At 37.5% G+C, this 14,557-nt stretch carries 18 protein-coding genes and 1 other annotated feature; all 18 genes read right to left on the bottom strand.

Annotated features, from left to right (window positions below; genetic code table 11):
* Nucleotides 1-20: 20 nt before the first annotated feature.
* The 18 genes from dltB to EQJ87_RS01000 all read right to left on the bottom strand — a co-directional run bounded on the left by dltB (nucleotide 21) and on the right by EQJ87_RS01000 (nucleotide 14,556).
* Nucleotides 21-1,238, bottom strand: a complete 1,218-nt coding sequence (gene dltB / locus EQJ87_RS01085) for a D-alanyl-lipoteichoic acid biosynthesis protein DltB (protein ID WP_130122947.1) — start codon at nucleotides 1,236-1,238, stop codon at nucleotides 21-23.
* Nucleotides 1,238-2,737 carry a D-alanine--poly(phosphoribitol) ligase subunit DltA gene (dltA, locus tag EQJ87_RS01080; protein WP_130124551.1) on the bottom strand — a complete coding sequence of 500 codons (1,500 nt, stop codon included), beginning with the start codon at nucleotides 2,735-2,737 and terminating at the stop codon, nucleotides 1,238-1,240. The genes dltB and dltA overlap by 1 nt, the downstream gene beginning before the upstream one ends.
* Before the next feature lie 19 nt (nucleotides 2,738-2,756).
* Nucleotides 2,757-2,885, bottom strand: a complete 129-nt coding sequence (locus EQJ87_RS01075; protein ID WP_130122946.1) for a teichoic acid D-Ala incorporation-associated protein DltX — start codon at nucleotides 2,883-2,885, stop codon at nucleotides 2,757-2,759.
* 344 nt (nucleotides 2,886-3,229) lie between these two features.
* Nucleotides 3,230-3,595, bottom strand: coding sequence for a 50S ribosomal protein L7/L12 (gene rplL / locus EQJ87_RS01070; RefSeq protein ID WP_130122945.1), 366 nt, complete (start codon nucleotides 3,593-3,595; stop codon nucleotides 3,230-3,232).
* Nucleotides 3,596-3,664: 69 nt separating this feature from the next.
* A complete protein-coding gene (gene rplJ / locus EQJ87_RS01065) occupies nucleotides 3,665-4,180 on the bottom strand; it encodes a 50S ribosomal protein L10 (protein ID WP_130122944.1) in 516 nt (171 codons plus the stop codon).
* A 23-nt stretch (nucleotides 4,181-4,203) separates the two neighbouring features.
* Nucleotides 4,204-4,333: a sequence feature (ribosomal protein L10 leader region), on the bottom strand.
* A gap of 76 nt (nucleotides 4,334-4,409) precedes the next feature.
* Nucleotides 4,410-4,604 carry a hypothetical protein gene (locus EQJ87_RS01060; RefSeq protein WP_130122943.1) on the bottom strand — a complete coding sequence of 65 codons (195 nt, stop codon included), beginning with the start codon at nucleotides 4,602-4,604 and terminating at the stop codon, nucleotides 4,410-4,412.
* An 11-nt stretch (nucleotides 4,605-4,615) separates the two neighbouring features.
* On the bottom strand, nucleotides 4,616-5,371 hold the full coding sequence (locus EQJ87_RS01055) for a helix-turn-helix domain-containing protein (RefSeq protein ID WP_130122942.1): 756 nt from the start codon (nucleotides 5,369-5,371) through the stop codon (nucleotides 4,616-4,618).
* A 118-nt stretch (nucleotides 5,372-5,489) separates the two neighbouring features.
* Nucleotides 5,490-6,110 carry an ECF transporter S component gene (locus EQJ87_RS01050; RefSeq protein WP_130122941.1) on the bottom strand — a complete coding sequence of 207 codons (621 nt, stop codon included), beginning with the start codon at nucleotides 6,108-6,110 and terminating at the stop codon, nucleotides 5,490-5,492.
* A 388-nt stretch (nucleotides 6,111-6,498) separates the two neighbouring features.
* Nucleotides 6,499-7,218 carry a pseudouridine synthase gene (locus EQJ87_RS01045; protein WP_130122940.1) on the bottom strand — a complete coding sequence of 240 codons (720 nt, stop codon included), beginning with the start codon at nucleotides 7,216-7,218 and terminating at the stop codon, nucleotides 6,499-6,501.
* Nucleotides 7,205-7,771 (bottom strand): SMC-Scp complex subunit ScpB, encoded by a 567-nt coding sequence (scpB, locus tag EQJ87_RS01040; RefSeq protein WP_130122939.1) that lies wholly within the window; start codon nucleotides 7,769-7,771, stop codon nucleotides 7,205-7,207. The genes EQJ87_RS01045 and scpB overlap by 14 nt, the downstream gene beginning before the upstream one ends.
* Before the next feature lies 1 nt (nucleotide 7,772).
* Complete coding sequence (locus EQJ87_RS01035; RefSeq protein WP_130122938.1) at nucleotides 7,773-8,492, bottom strand: segregation/condensation protein A; 720 nt, start codon at nucleotides 8,490-8,492, stop codon at nucleotides 7,773-7,775.
* Nucleotides 8,493-8,521: 29 nt separating this feature from the next.
* Nucleotides 8,522-9,238, bottom strand: a complete 717-nt coding sequence (gene xerD, locus EQJ87_RS01030) for a site-specific tyrosine recombinase XerD (RefSeq protein ID WP_130122937.1) — start codon at nucleotides 9,236-9,238, stop codon at nucleotides 8,522-8,524.
* A gap of 24 nt (nucleotides 9,239-9,262) precedes the next feature.
* On the bottom strand, nucleotides 9,263-9,766 hold the full coding sequence (locus EQJ87_RS01025; protein ID WP_130122936.1) for a metallophosphoesterase: 504 nt from the start codon (nucleotides 9,764-9,766) through the stop codon (nucleotides 9,263-9,265).
* 48 nt (nucleotides 9,767-9,814) lie between these two features.
* Nucleotides 9,815-10,420 carry a nucleoside-triphosphate diphosphatase gene (locus EQJ87_RS01020; RefSeq protein WP_130122935.1) on the bottom strand — a complete coding sequence of 202 codons (606 nt, stop codon included), beginning with the start codon at nucleotides 10,418-10,420 and terminating at the stop codon, nucleotides 9,815-9,817.
* Nucleotides 10,421-11,236, bottom strand: a complete 816-nt coding sequence (gene racE, locus EQJ87_RS01015) for a glutamate racemase (RefSeq protein WP_130122934.1) — start codon at nucleotides 11,234-11,236, stop codon at nucleotides 10,421-10,423.
* A 131-nt stretch (nucleotides 11,237-11,367) separates the two neighbouring features.
* Nucleotides 11,368-11,607, bottom strand: a complete 240-nt coding sequence (locus tag EQJ87_RS01010) for a YneF family protein (protein ID WP_130122933.1) — start codon at nucleotides 11,605-11,607, stop codon at nucleotides 11,368-11,370.
* A gap of 149 nt (nucleotides 11,608-11,756) precedes the next feature.
* Nucleotides 11,757-13,016: a diaminopimelate decarboxylase gene (gene lysA / locus EQJ87_RS01005; RefSeq protein ID WP_130122932.1), complete on the bottom strand. Its 1,260-nt coding sequence runs from the start codon at nucleotides 13,014-13,016 to the stop codon at nucleotides 11,757-11,759.
* 100 nt (nucleotides 13,017-13,116) lie between these two features.
* On the bottom strand, nucleotides 13,117-14,556 hold the full coding sequence (locus tag EQJ87_RS01000) for a glutamate synthase subunit beta (RefSeq protein ID WP_130122931.1): 1,440 nt from the start codon (nucleotides 14,554-14,556) through the stop codon (nucleotides 13,117-13,119).
* Nucleotide 14,557 lies beyond the last annotated feature (1 nt).

Here is a 14,557-nt window from a genome sequence, read left to right as displayed (position 1 = left end):
TTTCTCCTTAGAATAATGTTTTAAAAGTTAGGTAGTGGTGCACAATGATCGAGATTGTGCATGAGGATTGCATTGGGAAGTCCCGAAAAGATGAGGAAACCAATAAACACTAAATTAAAAGTAATAAAAACGCTTAGTGCTACTGTCCATCTGTTTTTAGGTATTTTCCATTTTTTACGTTTTTTGAGTCGATTCCATGCGTCATAACCAATCATCAGCAGAGCGTGATAAAGACCATATAAGATATAATACCAGGTCAAACCGTGCCAGAGTCCCATGATGAGCATATTTGCAAGGTAGCCAATATTTGAGATAGTGACCATATTTTTTGACCATTTTTTGACCATAAAAGTTTTGACTAAGCGCATGAAAACAAAATCGCGGAACCAAAAACTCAAGGTCATGTGCCATCTTTGCCAGAAATCATGGATATTTTTGGCCAAAAAGGGTTTATTGAAGTTGTGAGGCAGATCATAACCCATTAAATTACTGACCCCAATGGCAAATAAGGAATAGCCTGCAAAGTCAAAGAATAGGTACAAACCATAGGCATACATCGCTTGTGAAACTGTCCATACGCTTGTATGGAGCGTTGCCTCAATAGCAATACCATGAAGCCAATATTGGTCAATTAGATAGCCAATTATAAATTTGTATAAAAACCCTTGAAAAATCCTAAAAATGCCCTGATTAAGTAGTTCAGGATATTTAGCAGAAACAGGAGCTTTCATCTCTTTTGCAAACCGTCGAAAACGATCAATAGGCCCTGATGAAATTGTTGGGTAAAAGTACAAAAAATAGAGGAATTCTTTTAAGGGAACTGCCTTGATGAGACCGTCACGAATTTCCATCAGCATAGCAACTGTCTTGAAGCTGACATAAGAAATTCCTAGAAATCCTAAAATCGAGCTCGGATGTGACGGTTGAATAAGTGGATGAAGTTTGACCAGAAATAAAGGCAAAATAGACAATAAAATCGCTAGATAAAAGATAATTGACTGATTCTTTTTCTGTTTGACGCGATACCATTCGTAAGCTTTTACAAGTAGCGTTTGAAAAATTCCAAAGCCGATAAGTGCCCAAATCGTAACTGTCCCTGAAAAAGTAAGCCAGAGAAAAGCGATAGTGAGAAGCACCTGATAAGCCATCAGTTTTTTACCAAATAATTGGGCAATAACCAATGGAATAAGCGCTGCTCCTAGAATAACAAAGTAAAAGGGAGTTGAATAAGGTTGCACTAGTTACCCCCTCGCTCTTTTGGGGCGAGCGCTTTGCGGTCTACTTTACCGTTTGGAGTCAGCGGAAAATCGGTGAGATAAACAAACTGACTTGGCATCATGTAATCCATAATCGTCTTAGAGAGTTCTGATTTCAAGCATTTTGTAAATGCACGCTCCGCTGCCCTATCTGAAAAAGTCTGCGCCGTCTGCAAGTAAGCAACCAAAGCAGTCACCTTATGCTGATCATTGATTTTAGGTAGGACGACGGCTTTGTCAATTCCTTTCAATTTTTGAAGGTTGGCTTCTATATCCTGAAGTTCTATACGAAAACCATTAAATTTGACTTGAAAATCAATACGTCCTTGATAGTGTAACATTCCGTCAGCACTGATTGAGCCCGCATCACCTGTGTGGTAGGCAGGTTTTCCATCGACCGTAAAGAAAGCCTCAGCTGTCTTTTCTGGATTTTCAAAATAACCCTTGGCTACCGAATCTCCGACAATGACAATCTCTCCGTCAATGATTTTTAATTCAACACCTGGCTTAGCGTAACCGATAGGCAGCCGATTACTTTGCGTCAGCAATTTCTCTGTAATTTTTACTGACGAAATCGCGCCTGTTGCTTCTGTTGGCCCATAAGTATTGAAAATACTCGCTGACGGAAATGCCGTCAGTAATTTCTCTGCCGTTTTTACGGTCAATTCTTCCCCACAGAAAATGAACTGTTGTAATTCCGGATGATTTTTTTCTGTAAATGAAGGATCCAGTAGACAAATATCAGCAAATGAAGGGGTCGAAACCCAAGTATTGATTGTTGTTGAGTTTAAACGCTCAAAAAGTAATTTGAAATTTGTCGTTTCCTCTCTTGACAAGGAAATCAAACTTCCCCCTGTAGTCAAGCTTGGATAAAGACTAAAAATAGATAAATCAAAAGAATAGAGTGCCTGTGAGAGGATTTGATTATTTTCTATTTTTAAGAAATCATTATTCATCCAATTTGTAAAAGTAACCAAATTATCATGACTGACTTCAACGCCCTTAGGAACACCTGTTGTACCAGATGTATAGATAATATAATTTCCAGCAGCGCCAGATACCGCTTTCGAAAAGTCAAAATCAGCATCTTTTTCACTGACGGAAATGTCTTTTTTGCTGACGGAAATTTCGTCAGTAAAAAGTTCTGCGAAATCTTCTGACAAATCTGTCGTTGTTACCACCAAAGCCGGTTTTGCAGTAGAAAAAATCATTTCCGTACGCTCAAATGGCGTGTGCGCATCAACAGGAATATAAGCAAATCCTGAAAAGTTCGCTGCAAGCATGGAAGCAAGCGTCAAAAAATCATTTTTTCCGAAAATTAAAATTGGACGACCACTTTGAGTTTCATCAGTAATTTTCTTTGAAATCTGTACAATCGTACCCATAAGTTCCCCATAAGTATAAGCACGATCACGTTCAAACAGCGCAATACCTTGCGGATTTTTCTTAGCACTTGCAAAAATTTGTTCTAATAATTTCATCATATCTTTCTAAATAACCCTAAAATTCATTATAAATAAAATGTACACCACCCGTATGACTATACGAGTAAAGATAAAGCAAAGCCACAATTATCACAAAATAAAAAAGACTTTTACCTAAAAATTGAAAAATTTCTTTTGAGTTCATCTCATATCCTTTAAATTAGTAGAAATTGAGTTTTAAATTAAAATGTCTCAATCTCTTATTAAACTAATTATACCACTTATTGCTTACTGAAAACTTACATTATTGTAAGTTTAGATAAAGTTGCAACAACATTTGATGAATAAAACAAAATAATTCACTAAATTATTCAGTTATTTTACTTACTACTTTTAAAGAAAGTATTGATTGAAAGCAAAAAAACCCACTAAGATAAGACTTAGTGGGTTTTTAGCGAGAAAGCTTTTTAGTTTCTAGACAATATTGTACACTGTACGTAATCAAAACTAGTCACATTGATTTCACGCTTTTAAACAAGAATCAAATTCTTATTTAAGTGTGATTGAAGCACCAGCTGCTTCAAGTTTTTCTTTGATTTCGTTAGCTTCAGCTTCAGAAGCGCCTTCTTTAACCATTGTTGGTGCACCATCAACGAGTTCTTTAGCTTCTTTAAGTCCAAGACCAGTGATTTCACGAACAGCTTTGATTGTAGCAACTTTTTTGTCGCCAGCTGAAGTCAATTCAACGTCGAATGAATCTTTAGCTGCTGCTGCTTCACCAGCACCTGCTGCTGCTGCAACTGGAGCTGCTGCTGTTACGTCAAATTTTTCTTCGATTGCTTTCACGAGTTCAGAAAGTTCAAGGATTGTAGCTGTTTCAAGTTCAGCAACGATGTTTTCAATGTTCAATGCCATTTTAATATTCTCCTATTAATTTTTTAGTGTGTTGCGTAAATCCGCCGATATAAGATGTGTTGCTTATGATTAAGCAGCTGATTCTTCTTTTTCTGCAACAGCTTTGACTGCAAGAGCCACGTTGCGTACAGGTGCTTGAAGCACTGAAAGAAGCATAGAAAGAAGACCTTCGCGGCTTGGAAGAGACGCAATTGCTTGGATTTCTTCTTTTGAAGAAACTTTGCCTTCGATGACACCAGCTTTGATTTCAAGATGCTCAGCATTTTTTGCAAAGTCAGCCAAAATTTTTGCAGGTGCTACAACATCTTCGTTAGAAAATGCTACTGCTGATGGGCCTGAGAAAGATTCTGACAAACCTTCAAGACCAGCTTTTTCAGCTGCACGACGCAAGATTGAGTTTTTAACAACTTTAAATTCGATGCCTGCTTCACGCAACTCTTTACGAAGTTGAGTATCTTGTTCAACTGACAAACCACGTGAGTCAGCAACAACGATAGATGCTGCTTCAGTCATTTTTTGTGCGTAAACATCAACCAATTCTGCTTTCTTAGCAATTGTTGCTTCATTTACTTTGTAATCGCTCATTTTTTTACCTCCATATTTTATTGTCGGGCATAAAAAAACTATGCCGACCATAGACATAGAGAGTTCAATTATCATTTTTAGTTGATATTTGTCCTCGGTAGGATTTTTATGACTTACGTCCCCTACTGTCTTCGGTCAGTTCTTTTAGAACCGAAATCTAGTATAGCAAAGTTTTTTGTTTTTTGCAAGTATAAATATATTTTTTGCCGATTTATTTTATTTACTCAGTTCATGCGATGTTTTTTTCTTTTTTGAGAACAACACTTGAGTTGATTCTACTCACTTTTTTGTTTTTTTCTTTCCTGCTATTTTTCTCATCTTGTTTGTCTAGCCTCATTGCTAACCAAAGCACCAGCTCATAACTCCCCGCAAAAACTACACCTATTCCTAAAACCGGTAAAATTTCTTTAATTAAAGCCATCATTTTCCCTCTTTTTAGTCTTCTATCTGAGCTTCTTCAATTTCTTCAAAGTGGTCAACCACCGGACCAATAATTCGAAAATTATCTTCTTGCCCCAAATAAAAATCTTTGTACTGCGGATCGGGATTTAAAGAATGGATACGAAATTGATCTTTCTCTTCGAAAACTTGCTTGATATAGAGCTGTTCCTCTCCCAAATCACCCTCTGCAATCGCATAAATATCACCTGAGCGATCAAATCCTGTTTGCAAAAATGTCGCAATAGAAAAATTAGGAAATTCTGGCTCCATTGATTCCCCTTTAACTCGTGCAGCGCCGTCATAGCGAGAAAGTTTCTTGGTTGTGTAGGCTTTATAATGTCCACCATTATTGCTGACAGACTCTCCGAATCCTGCAGATAAAAGTTCATCTTCAACAATAGCATAATGAAGCGTAGAGCGCGGATAAGTCTTCAACTCAATAAGATTTGACTTATTTTGTTCTAGAAGAAAATCTGTAAATGTGATGACTGACTCTTGTTGTTCCTCTGTCAGCGCACGATAATTTTCTAAAAGTTGCTTTTCTTCTTGTCGCTGTGGCGTTTTAATAAGCTCCTCAAATGAAAGCTGATAAATATCCGATAATTTTTCAAGCAATTCCAAAGTAGGGTTAGTCGCTTTTTGTTCCCAAAGTACATAAGCGCTTTGTTTCATCCCAAGCATCTGAGCCAATTGACTTTGCGTAAGTTTGGCATTGGTGCGAAGATACTTTAAATTTTTACCAAAATTCATCAAGCTTTCCTCTCATTCTTTTATCAGTTTTTCTTATATTATATGCTTTATTTTTCATCTTGTCAAGACAAATTATCAGTTTTTCTGATAATAAAAAAGCTGAAAATCAGCTTTTTTATCAAATGTTATAAAATCGTACCACTCTATTTTTTCTAAATACAAGAATAACCAAACCAAATACTAATGCAAATATCACATTTTGAATGGCATTAAAAGGCAAGACGACTGTTATCAAGTACGTAGGATTGATAGTGACATCAAACGAACCCATACTAAACAAATGTACCGCACCAGAAAAAAGTTTATCGACATCAAACCCAGCAGCCAAGCGGTATAAGGGAAGCGCATAGAAAACATTTAAAAGCATCATTGCAAGAACGGCCGTAACCGTTGCAAAGACAACCCCCACCAGATAGTTTCGCACAGAAAACTTTCGCTTAGTAAATAGCCAAACCATTGTCATGAAAAGCCCCAAAGCAATAAAATTCATCGGCACCCCAATCCAAGTTGAAGGACCTTGATTAAAGAGCAAATACCATAGAATTGAACGAATGAGCAAAATAACAAACCCATCACTCAAACCTAAAGTAAAAACTCCGATAAGTACAGGAATAATCGAAAGTTCAACCTTCATAAAATCAATTCCTGGTAACAGCGGAAACTGCAAAATTGGTAACAAAAGCACCGTAGATAATGCAGCAAGCATGGCAATAAGTACCATACGACGTGTTTTAGACATAAAAAACCTCCAAATATGAGAAAATAATTCTTCAAATTTCGAGGAAGTTGATAGACATTTTTTTGTTTGGCCAAAAACCATAATCTTGCCAAAGCATTGATTACAGCACAAAAATTGTTCATCTTCTTCCATCCAGACTTTCAACCAATGAAACTTTATTAAACAAAGCTTTAATCATTGATAAAATGCTCCCACTTGGTCGCATTTAACTGTCGCTAGCAGATTCTCACTGCTTCAATCGCTTACGCGAATCGCGGAGTTGTAAGCTCATAGGCTTATTTACCGCCGGTCCCGAATCACACGGTGCCCTGAAGATAAACTTATTATATCACAAGTCTGTCATGCTTTCCAAAAATAAATATTAAAAAACACCTCTAGGGGTGTTTTTCTATTTTTCTTGAGCTAAATTAATCAATTGCGATACTTCTTTTTTACTTAGGCGACGGTATTGCCCCGTAGGAACACCATCCAGATTCAATGTTCCATATTGAACACGACTCAGTTTTTGTACGGGCAATCCAACTGTAGCGAACATTTTTTTAACCTGATGATTTTGCCCTTCATGAATAGTCAGGCTGACAACTGAATGATTTTTCGCTTTATCTTGCTTGATAATTTCATAGCGAGCAGGGCTCATTTTCTTGCCTTCAATCGTCACTCCAAGTGTCAATGGACGCAGATTTTCTTTATTTGCTTGCCCTTCAACCTTTGAAATATAAACTTTTTCAACCCCGTGACGTGGGTGAGTCATTAAATTAGTAAATTCCCCATCATTTGTTAGCAGAAGCAAGCCACTCGTATCCCAGTCCAACCGACCAACAGGATAAATTCGTTCTTTAACCTGCGGCATCAAATCCATCACTGTTTGACGTCCTTTTTCATCGCTAACAGAAGAAATATAACCGCGTGGTTTATTCAATAAATAATAAACAGGCTCTTCATTGTAAACAGCTACACCATTTACCTCAACAACATCCCCACTAGAAACTTGGTAACCAAGATTTGTCATAATTGTTTGGTTCACACTAACTTTTCCTGACAAAATCAATTCCTCAGATTTACGTCTGCTGGCTACACCTGCGTGTGCCAAATATTTATTTATTCTCATCTTCTTCACTTTCATTAAATAAAATTTGCTTTTCAGCAATAAATTTTGCTTCATCAATCTCAGGCAACTCTTCTAAACGATTGATGCCAATATAATCTAAGAAAAATTCCGTCGTTGCATACAAGCTTGGACGCCCTGGCGCCTCAAGCTCGCCAACCTTTTCCACCAAGTCAAAGGCACGCAAAGTCGAGATTACTCCTGATGAGTTTACTCCACGCAATTGATCAATCTCCAATCGAGTCAAAGGTTGCTTATAAGCAATAATTGCCAAAACTTCAAGTGCTGATTTTGACAAGGACTGATTAAGAGGCGTTTTGGCATAAGCCCTGAGCAATCCAGCAAATTCTTCTTTAGTTGCCATACGGTATTTCTCCGCAGTTTTAATAATCGTCAGAGCTGATTCTTCGTCAGCTTGATACTTTTCTTTTAAATAATCAATTTGTTGCTGGCAAGCTTGTTTTGATAATTCTGTCAACCCTGCTAATTCGGGCAATGTCAATCCAGCTTCACCAGATACAAAAAGCAAAAGTTCACAAGTTGCTGTTTTATTCACTCTACTCTTTTCTTTCTAAAATAATTTCTCCAAAAAGCTCTCCTTGCACTGCTGAAATCTGTTGATTTTTCATTAATTCTAAAAGTGCCATAAAAGTCGTAACTAATTCTTCTCGACTAGCTAAAGGAGAAAACAATTCTGAGAATTTACATATTTTTTGCTTTATAAACTTCCGACTCAATTCTAAGATCTTATCCGCAATCGTATATTTCTCAGCTTCAATTGTCGTATGCTCATCCTGAAATTGTTGTTTTTGAATTTCCAAGATTTTGTTAAAAGCCAAAAATAAATCAAGTCCTGACCTATCCTTAAGTAATTTAGTTTCATCAGTAATAATTTCTGTTTTAGCTTTAGAGTAAAATTGGCTACGCTCTTGGTGAAGTTCTTCTAAATCTTGTGAAAGCAACTTATACTTTCGATACTCATCAATTTGAGCTAATAAATCATATTCCAATTGATCAGTATCATCGTTAAAAGTTTCAGTCAAAGTAGGTAACAGTCTACGCGACTTAATTAACATCAACTGACTTGCCATTAGCATATATTCCCCAGCAATTTCCAACTCTAAATTTTTCATCTTCCGAATATATGCAAGATATTGTTCAATCACTGGCACAAGAGGGACTTCAAAAACATCCATCTGATATTGACTTACTAGATGTAGCAGCAAATCAAGTGGCCCTTCAAAGTTATTTATTTTTATACTAATTTCTTTAATCATAGTTTACATATTTTTAATGATGTAAAAACCTATCTATAATATTTTTCCAACGTAGCTGTGGTACTTAATCCCAAAAGACCCGCTAGTTCATAAATCGTTTTTCCTGCTTTTACTTGATGTAAAATATATTGTTCTCGAATCTCTTTCGATGAATAATCTGTAAATTTTTTCAATTCTATATAAAGAAACTGCCTTGATTTAGCAAACAATTCATCCGCATTATTAATTGCTTTGACTCGGAGAGCAAATTTTTCTTTAATCGGTAAAACGCGTTTAATTCCTGATTTTTCAATAGTGAGGTACTTAAATTTCCAGTTGAAATTTTCCCACTTCAACCCTTGAATCTCTGAAAAATTTAATCCAAACTCCAAAATCAATAACGCTAAAAATTGACCGGGACAAGTTAACGGACCGTAAAATTCTGGAAATTCCTTAAGCTTTGGGTGATAGCCTTGCGACTGTTTTATTGTTTTTTGAGGAACTTGATCCAATTTAAAATAGCGATCAAGCTGGTTGTTTTGATACAAATAGAGCAAATATTGATTTGCACTCGAAATTTTTCGGCGTTGAGCAGATAGAGAAAGCTCACTCAATTGATGTTTATAGAGCGCTAATGTATCTTCGGAAATTGGCTTATCTTCAAAAAATTGATGCAGAGAAGTTAAGTCGTAATAGTAATTTGAGCGAGTGTTTACTGAAAAATTCTTACTTGCTAAATACTCCTCAATCTCATTTGGTAATTTCATAATGTTTTGTCAAGGTAAGGTGAATTATAAAATGAATTGTAATTCAGAAATTGGTTCATGTTGGAGGTTTCGATAAGAAATTTTGTATTGACGATCAGTGATTTCAATAGTAGCATACATCTTCACATCATACTCACCACGTGGCTGTGCAACTGAACCTGGGTTAAGGTATAGAACACCATTAATTTTTTGAGCTACTGGCCGATGAATGTGTCCAAAAAGGGCAATATCTGCACCTTTTTCTTCTGCAAAATACGAATAGCGATCCAAGCCCAAGCCAACGTAAAAAAGATGGCCATGTGTAATCAATACCTTTTTACCTTCAACCTCTTGAAGAATGAAATCCTGATAACCATTATCATAATCACAATTGCCGGCAACAACTGTAATTCCATTCCAGATTTCATCCGAACTCAATAACTCTGAGTCACCACAGTGAAAAATCGCTGTGGCACTTGCCTGATACTTCTTTTTGATTGACTCAACCACGTTGCGATCATAGTGGGAGTCAGACATGACTACAAACATCCAAGACCTCTCGTTTCTTCTGTTTTACAGAAATAAATTTATGTTAAATCATTTTTCTAACCAAGCAGGTAGCTCTTTCATCAACTTTTGTAGCGCTTTTCCTCGGTGAGAAACTTTATTTTTTTCCTCATCTGATAGCTCTGCTGCTGTCCGAAATGCGTCTACAAGAAAGATAGGATCATAGCCAAAACCGTTTTCACCTTTCGGTGTTAATCCAATATAACCATTCCAATCAGCTTCAACCACTAAGCTCTCACTTCCTGGTTTAGCAGCAACTAGTGTTGTGTGAAAATGTGCACTTCTTTTTTCTGGAGTTATGGCCGTTGGCGCCAATTCATGAAGTAATTTTGTGATGTTTTTTTCATCCGTCGGGTTTGGTGCAGAAAAACGATGCGACCAAATCCCTGGTAAACCACCTAGAACATCAACGCAAAGACCAGAATCATCTCCAACAACAAGCTCACCCGTAATTTCTGAAATTTGCTCGGCTTTTAACCGCGCATTTTCTTCAAAAGTACTTCCTGTTTCCTCTATTTCCGGTAACTCAGGGTAATCGGTTAAATCCTTAATTTCATAGCCGAAATCAGCAAATAACTTCTTAAATTCTCTAGTTTTCCCAGCATTTCTCGTTGCAACGATTAGTGTTTTTTTCATTTATTTTTCCTTGTTGAAACTTTCTATCTCAGCATGTTCAATATGGAGTGGTTCAAGTTTTAACCACTTTTCAGCAATTTCTCGAAAGGAGTCAACTCCTGCTGTTGTATAAAAGCGATGCTGACACTTTTGTCGTTCTTCACTATTAAGTAAAAAATAATTCAGTAGTACTGAAATGTCACGGACGGTTTCGGCCCCCGAATCAATCAATCTAACCTGCTCGCCCATCGTTTCTTGAATTAAAGAACGTAGCAAAGGATAATGGGTACAACCCAAAATTAAAGTATCCACTTTGCCAACCAAAGGTGCTAATGTTTCAGATACTACTCTTTTGGCAATATCAGAATGCATTTCGTTTGACTCAACAATTGGGACAAATTTAGGACATGCTAGACTTGTCACTTCAATTGATGATGATTTAAAATTGATGGTTCTTTGGTATTCTCCTGAACGAATGGAAGCCTGTGTCGCAATAACACCAATTTTTTTATCTTTTGTTTTTTGAATCGCTGAGGTGGCGCCAGCTAAGATTACCCCAATCACTGGGATATCAAGCTTCTCTTTAACCTCCGTGAGGGCGGCCGCAGTGGCTGTATTGCAAGCCATCACAATCATTTTTACATTTTTAGAAAGTAAAAAATTGACCATATCCCAAGTGAACTCAATAATTTGTTCACTACTACGCGGACCATAAGGGGCTCTGCGGGTATCTCCGATATAGACAATTTCTTCATTTGGGAGTTGCCTAAGGAGTTCACGAGCAACAGTCAGTCCACCAACACCTGAATCCAATAGGCCTATTGGTCGATTGTCCATCTTTTTTCTTTCTTCTCCTTCAAAACAGATATCTTTAGTTAAGAACTAAAAAATATTTCATTGATATAAAAAGTAAACGCTGAGTGAGCTTGGAACTTGTCCTGCTGCTTCGCTCAGCGTATAACTTTAGCTTATTTTTTCTTTGTGTCTGCTTGTTTAGCAGCTGCACGAATTTGGCGAAGAACTTGTTGTACTTGAACTTCGCTTGGTTTACGACCCATTGATCCCATCATGAGACGAACTGCGTCTTCATTAAGTGGTGGGTTATCCATGAGCAGTTTTTTTGTTTGACGTTGTGAAAACCAAGTGCCGCCAAAAAAACCAGCCAAAAGGCATACAACCATGAGCAAGATAGCTATCAATAAGTTCATTTTGAATCTCCTAAATTTGGCGAAACGCTTTCGCCATTGATGACACTTTATTATATCAAATTTTATGCCATTTGTCAGTAGTTTATTTTATGAAGCACTTAAGCCTCATTTTTTGAAGTTTCTTATCCTATCCTTCAACAAGAAGTCTACTAACAAATAAAATCAAATCCATCCAAAGTTGCAAAATAATCTGAAGGTTTTTCGGCACGACGAATGAGACGAGCTTCTCCATTTTCTTGAAGTAGAATTTCTGCGCTTCGTAATTTCGCATTATATTGATAGCCCATAGAAAAACCATGCGCTCCCGTATCATGGATAACTAATAAGTCCCCTTCTTGAATTTCAGGTAATGCTCTTTGTTTTGCAAATTTGTCATTATTTTCACATAAAGAGCCTGTCACATCATAGATTTCTGTTGCTTTCTCATTTTCTTTACCTGCTACTGTAATGTGATGATAGGCGTCATAAAAAGCTGGACGCATGAGATTAACTGCGGACGCATCTACTCCGACATATTTGCGATAAGTTTCTTTGAGATGGAGAACTCTAGTGATAAGGTGACCGTGTGGCGCGAGCATGAAACGCCCCAGTTCAGTATAAATTTTAAGGTTTTCAATGCCATTTGCACTCAACACTTCTTGATAGGCTTTTTGTACTCCCTGACCAATTTTAGCAATATCATTGGCTTCTTCTTCGGGACGATAGTTAACGCCAATGCCGCCTGAAAGATTGATAAAATCAAGCGTGATTCCTGTTTCTTGACGAATTTCTAAAGCAAGTTCGAAAAGTTGATGGGCAAGTTTCGGGTAATAATCGTTAGTTACCGTATTTGACGCCAAAAAACTATGCATTCCAAATTTTTTTACTCCCAGATTTTGTAAATCTTTGAAACCCTGAATAAGTTGAGCTTTGGTCATCCCAAACTTTGATTCTTCTGGATTGTCCATAATTTTTGTACCCATAGCAAAGACACCGCCTGGATTATAGCGCAAACTCATCGTTTCTGGAAACTCAAAATCCGACAGCGTTTCTAGAAATTGAATATGTTCATAAGCATCTAAATTGATTGTAGCCCCGATTTCTTTAGCAAATTTAAATTCTTCTGCTGGAGTGTCGTTTGATGAAAACATCATTTCTGATCCGTCAAATCCTGTTTTTTGTGATAGGAGTAATTCAACATAGCTTGCACAGTCAACTCCACAACCTTCTTCATGCAAGATTTTCAAAATAGCTGGCGTTGGGGTTGCTTTTACAGCAAAATATTCTTTAAAACCTTCATTCCAAGCAAAGGCAGCCTGAAGTGCACGCGCTTTTTGGCGAATGCCTCTCTCATCGTACAAATGAAAAGGTGTTGGAAATTCAGCAGTCAACTGGTCAAGTTCTGCTTTGGTAACAAATGGTACTTTCATGGCTTACCTCTATCTTTTTTATTCTATTATATCAAATTATTTACTGAAAAAAGTCCTTGCCACTATGGACAAGAACTTTTTTACCGATAAAACTTGCAAGTTAAGCTGTAATCAGTTTCATCAGTTCTTCGTCAATTGCTTCTGCAGTTTTTCGACCTTCTCGAATTGCCCAAATGACTAATGAAGGGCCGCGTTTCGCATCGCCAGCGACTAAAACTTTTTCATTGTTGGTTTTGTAATCATCATAAATCTCTTGAACGCCAAAAGTGTCCAAAATTTCCTTATCTGCACCAACAAATCCCATTGCTAGCAGAATCAAATCTGCTTCCAAAAGACGCTCAGAATTAGGGATTACTTTGAAATCTGATCCAACTTGGGAAACCCGCAAACCTCGTAACTCATTGTGCTGATTACCTTCAAATGCTGTTGCTGTCATTTGGTAACTCGTCAAATCATCGTTTCCTGCAAAAACTGCTTCGGCTTGTCCGTAACCTTGTTTCAGAACCATTGGCCATTCCGGCCATGGATTTTCTTTTGTACGCTCCAAGGGCAAGCTTGAGGTAATCTCTAATTGTTGAACACTAGTTGCTCCCAAGCGAATTGCTGTGCCGATACAGTCATTCCCTGTATCTCCACCACCAATGACAATGACTTTTTTTCCTGCTAAACTTTTCGGAAGCTTATCTTCCCCATATTCAAAAACTTTTTTTGTCGTCTCTGTTAGGAAGTCTAAAGCAAACTGAACACCTTTTAATTGACGACCGGCAACGGGTAAATCACGAGGAACTCCGGCACCAATTGCCAAAATAATCCGGTCAAAATCTGCTGCCAGTTCTTCATAACTGACGTCACGTCCAACTTCTACCTGAGTTACAAATTCAACACCCAATTCACTCATTAAATCAATACGTGTTTGCACGACTTGTTTGTCTAATTTCATATTGGGAATACCGTACATCAATAGTCCACCAAGTCGGTCTGATTTTTCAAAAACAGTGACAGAGTGCCCCAATTGATTGAGGCGCCAAGCTGCTGCCAGACCTGCTGGCCCAGAGCCAACAATAGCGACCTTGAATCCTGTTGGGGCTGCTGCTTTTCCAATCTCTGCTACCCAACCTTCGTCATTTGATAAGTCGCCTAGGAAACGCTCGTTATCTTTGATTGTAACCCCTGCCCCATTAAGGGCCTCAGCACAAGATTTTTCACAAGGTGCTGGACAAACTCGTCCAGTAAATTCAGGAAAGGGATTCGTTAAAACTAGCCGCTCATAGGCTTTTCTTTGTAAGCCTCGATAAATCAAATCGTTCCATTCTGGGATATGATTATCGTTTGGACAGCCCGAGACTGCCCGTTTTCCACCATAAAAAACTCCTTGATGGCAAAACGGAACATCACAGTGCATACAACGCGCCGCCTGTCTTTGACGTTCTTCGGTTGATAAAGGAAGTTGTAATTCAGAAAAATCTTTGACACGTTCCGCTAATTCACGATAAGGATTATCTATCCGTTGATATTTCAAAAATCCATTTGGATCTGCCATG

It is taken from the genome of Lactococcus sp. S-13 (genome assembly GCF_004210295.1).
In the GTDB taxonomy this organism is placed as follows: Bacteria; Bacillota; Bacilli; order Lactobacillales; family Streptococcaceae; genus Lactococcus.
This window is presented reverse-complemented; position numbering and strand designations above follow the sequence as displayed.

Coding starts and splice junctions, on each gene's coding strand:
- dltA (WP_130124551.1), bottom strand. CDS start 2,737: ATGAAATTATTAGAACAAATTTTTGCAAGTGCTAAGAAAAATCCGCAA.
- EQJ87_RS01075 (WP_130122946.1), bottom strand. CDS start 2,885: ATGAACTCAAAAGAAATTTTTCAATTTTTAGGTAAAAGTCTTTTTTAT.
- rplL (WP_130122945.1), bottom strand. CDS start 3,595: ATGGCATTGAACATTGAAAACATCGTTGCTGAACTTGAAACAGCTACA.
- rplJ (WP_130122944.1), bottom strand. CDS start 4,180: ATGAGCGATTACAAAGTAAATGAAGCAACAATTGCTAAGAAAGCAGAA.
- EQJ87_RS01060 (WP_130122943.1), bottom strand. CDS start 4,604: ATGATGGCTTTAATTAAAGAAATTTTACCGGTTTTAGGAATAGGTGTA.
- EQJ87_RS01055 (WP_130122942.1), bottom strand. CDS start 5,371: ATGAATTTTGGTAAAAATTTAAAGTATCTTCGCACCAATGCCAAACTT.
- EQJ87_RS01050 (WP_130122941.1), bottom strand. CDS start 6,110: ATGTCTAAAACACGTCGTATGGTACTTATTGCCATGCTTGCTGCATTA.
- EQJ87_RS01045 (WP_130122940.1), bottom strand. CDS start 7,218: ATGAGAATAAATAAATATTTGGCACACGCAGGTGTAGCCAGCAGACGT.
- EQJ87_RS01035 (WP_130122938.1), bottom strand. CDS start 8,492: ATGATTAAAGAAATTAGTATAAAAATAAATAACTTTGAAGGGCCACTT.
- xerD (WP_130122937.1), bottom strand. CDS start 9,238: ATGAAATTACCAAATGAGATTGAGGAGTATTTAGCAAGTAAGAATTTT.
- EQJ87_RS01025 (WP_130122936.1), bottom strand. CDS start 9,766: ATGTTTGTAGTCATGTCTGACTCCCACTATGATCGCAACGTGGTTGAG.
- EQJ87_RS01020 (WP_130122935.1), bottom strand. CDS start 10,420: ATGAAAAAAACACTAATCGTTGCAACGAGAAATGCTGGGAAAACTAGA.
- racE (WP_130122934.1), bottom strand. CDS start 11,236: ATGGACAATCGACCAATAGGCCTATTGGATTCAGGTGTTGGTGGACTG.
- EQJ87_RS01010 (WP_130122933.1), bottom strand. CDS start 11,607: ATGAACTTATTGATAGCTATCTTGCTCATGGTTGTATGCCTTTTGGCT.
- lysA (WP_130122932.1), bottom strand. CDS start 13,016: ATGAAAGTACCATTTGTTACCAAAGCAGAACTTGACCAGTTGACTGCT.
- EQJ87_RS01000 (WP_130122931.1), bottom strand. CDS start 14,556: ATGGCAGATCCAAATGGATTTTTGAAATATCAACGGATAGATAATCCT.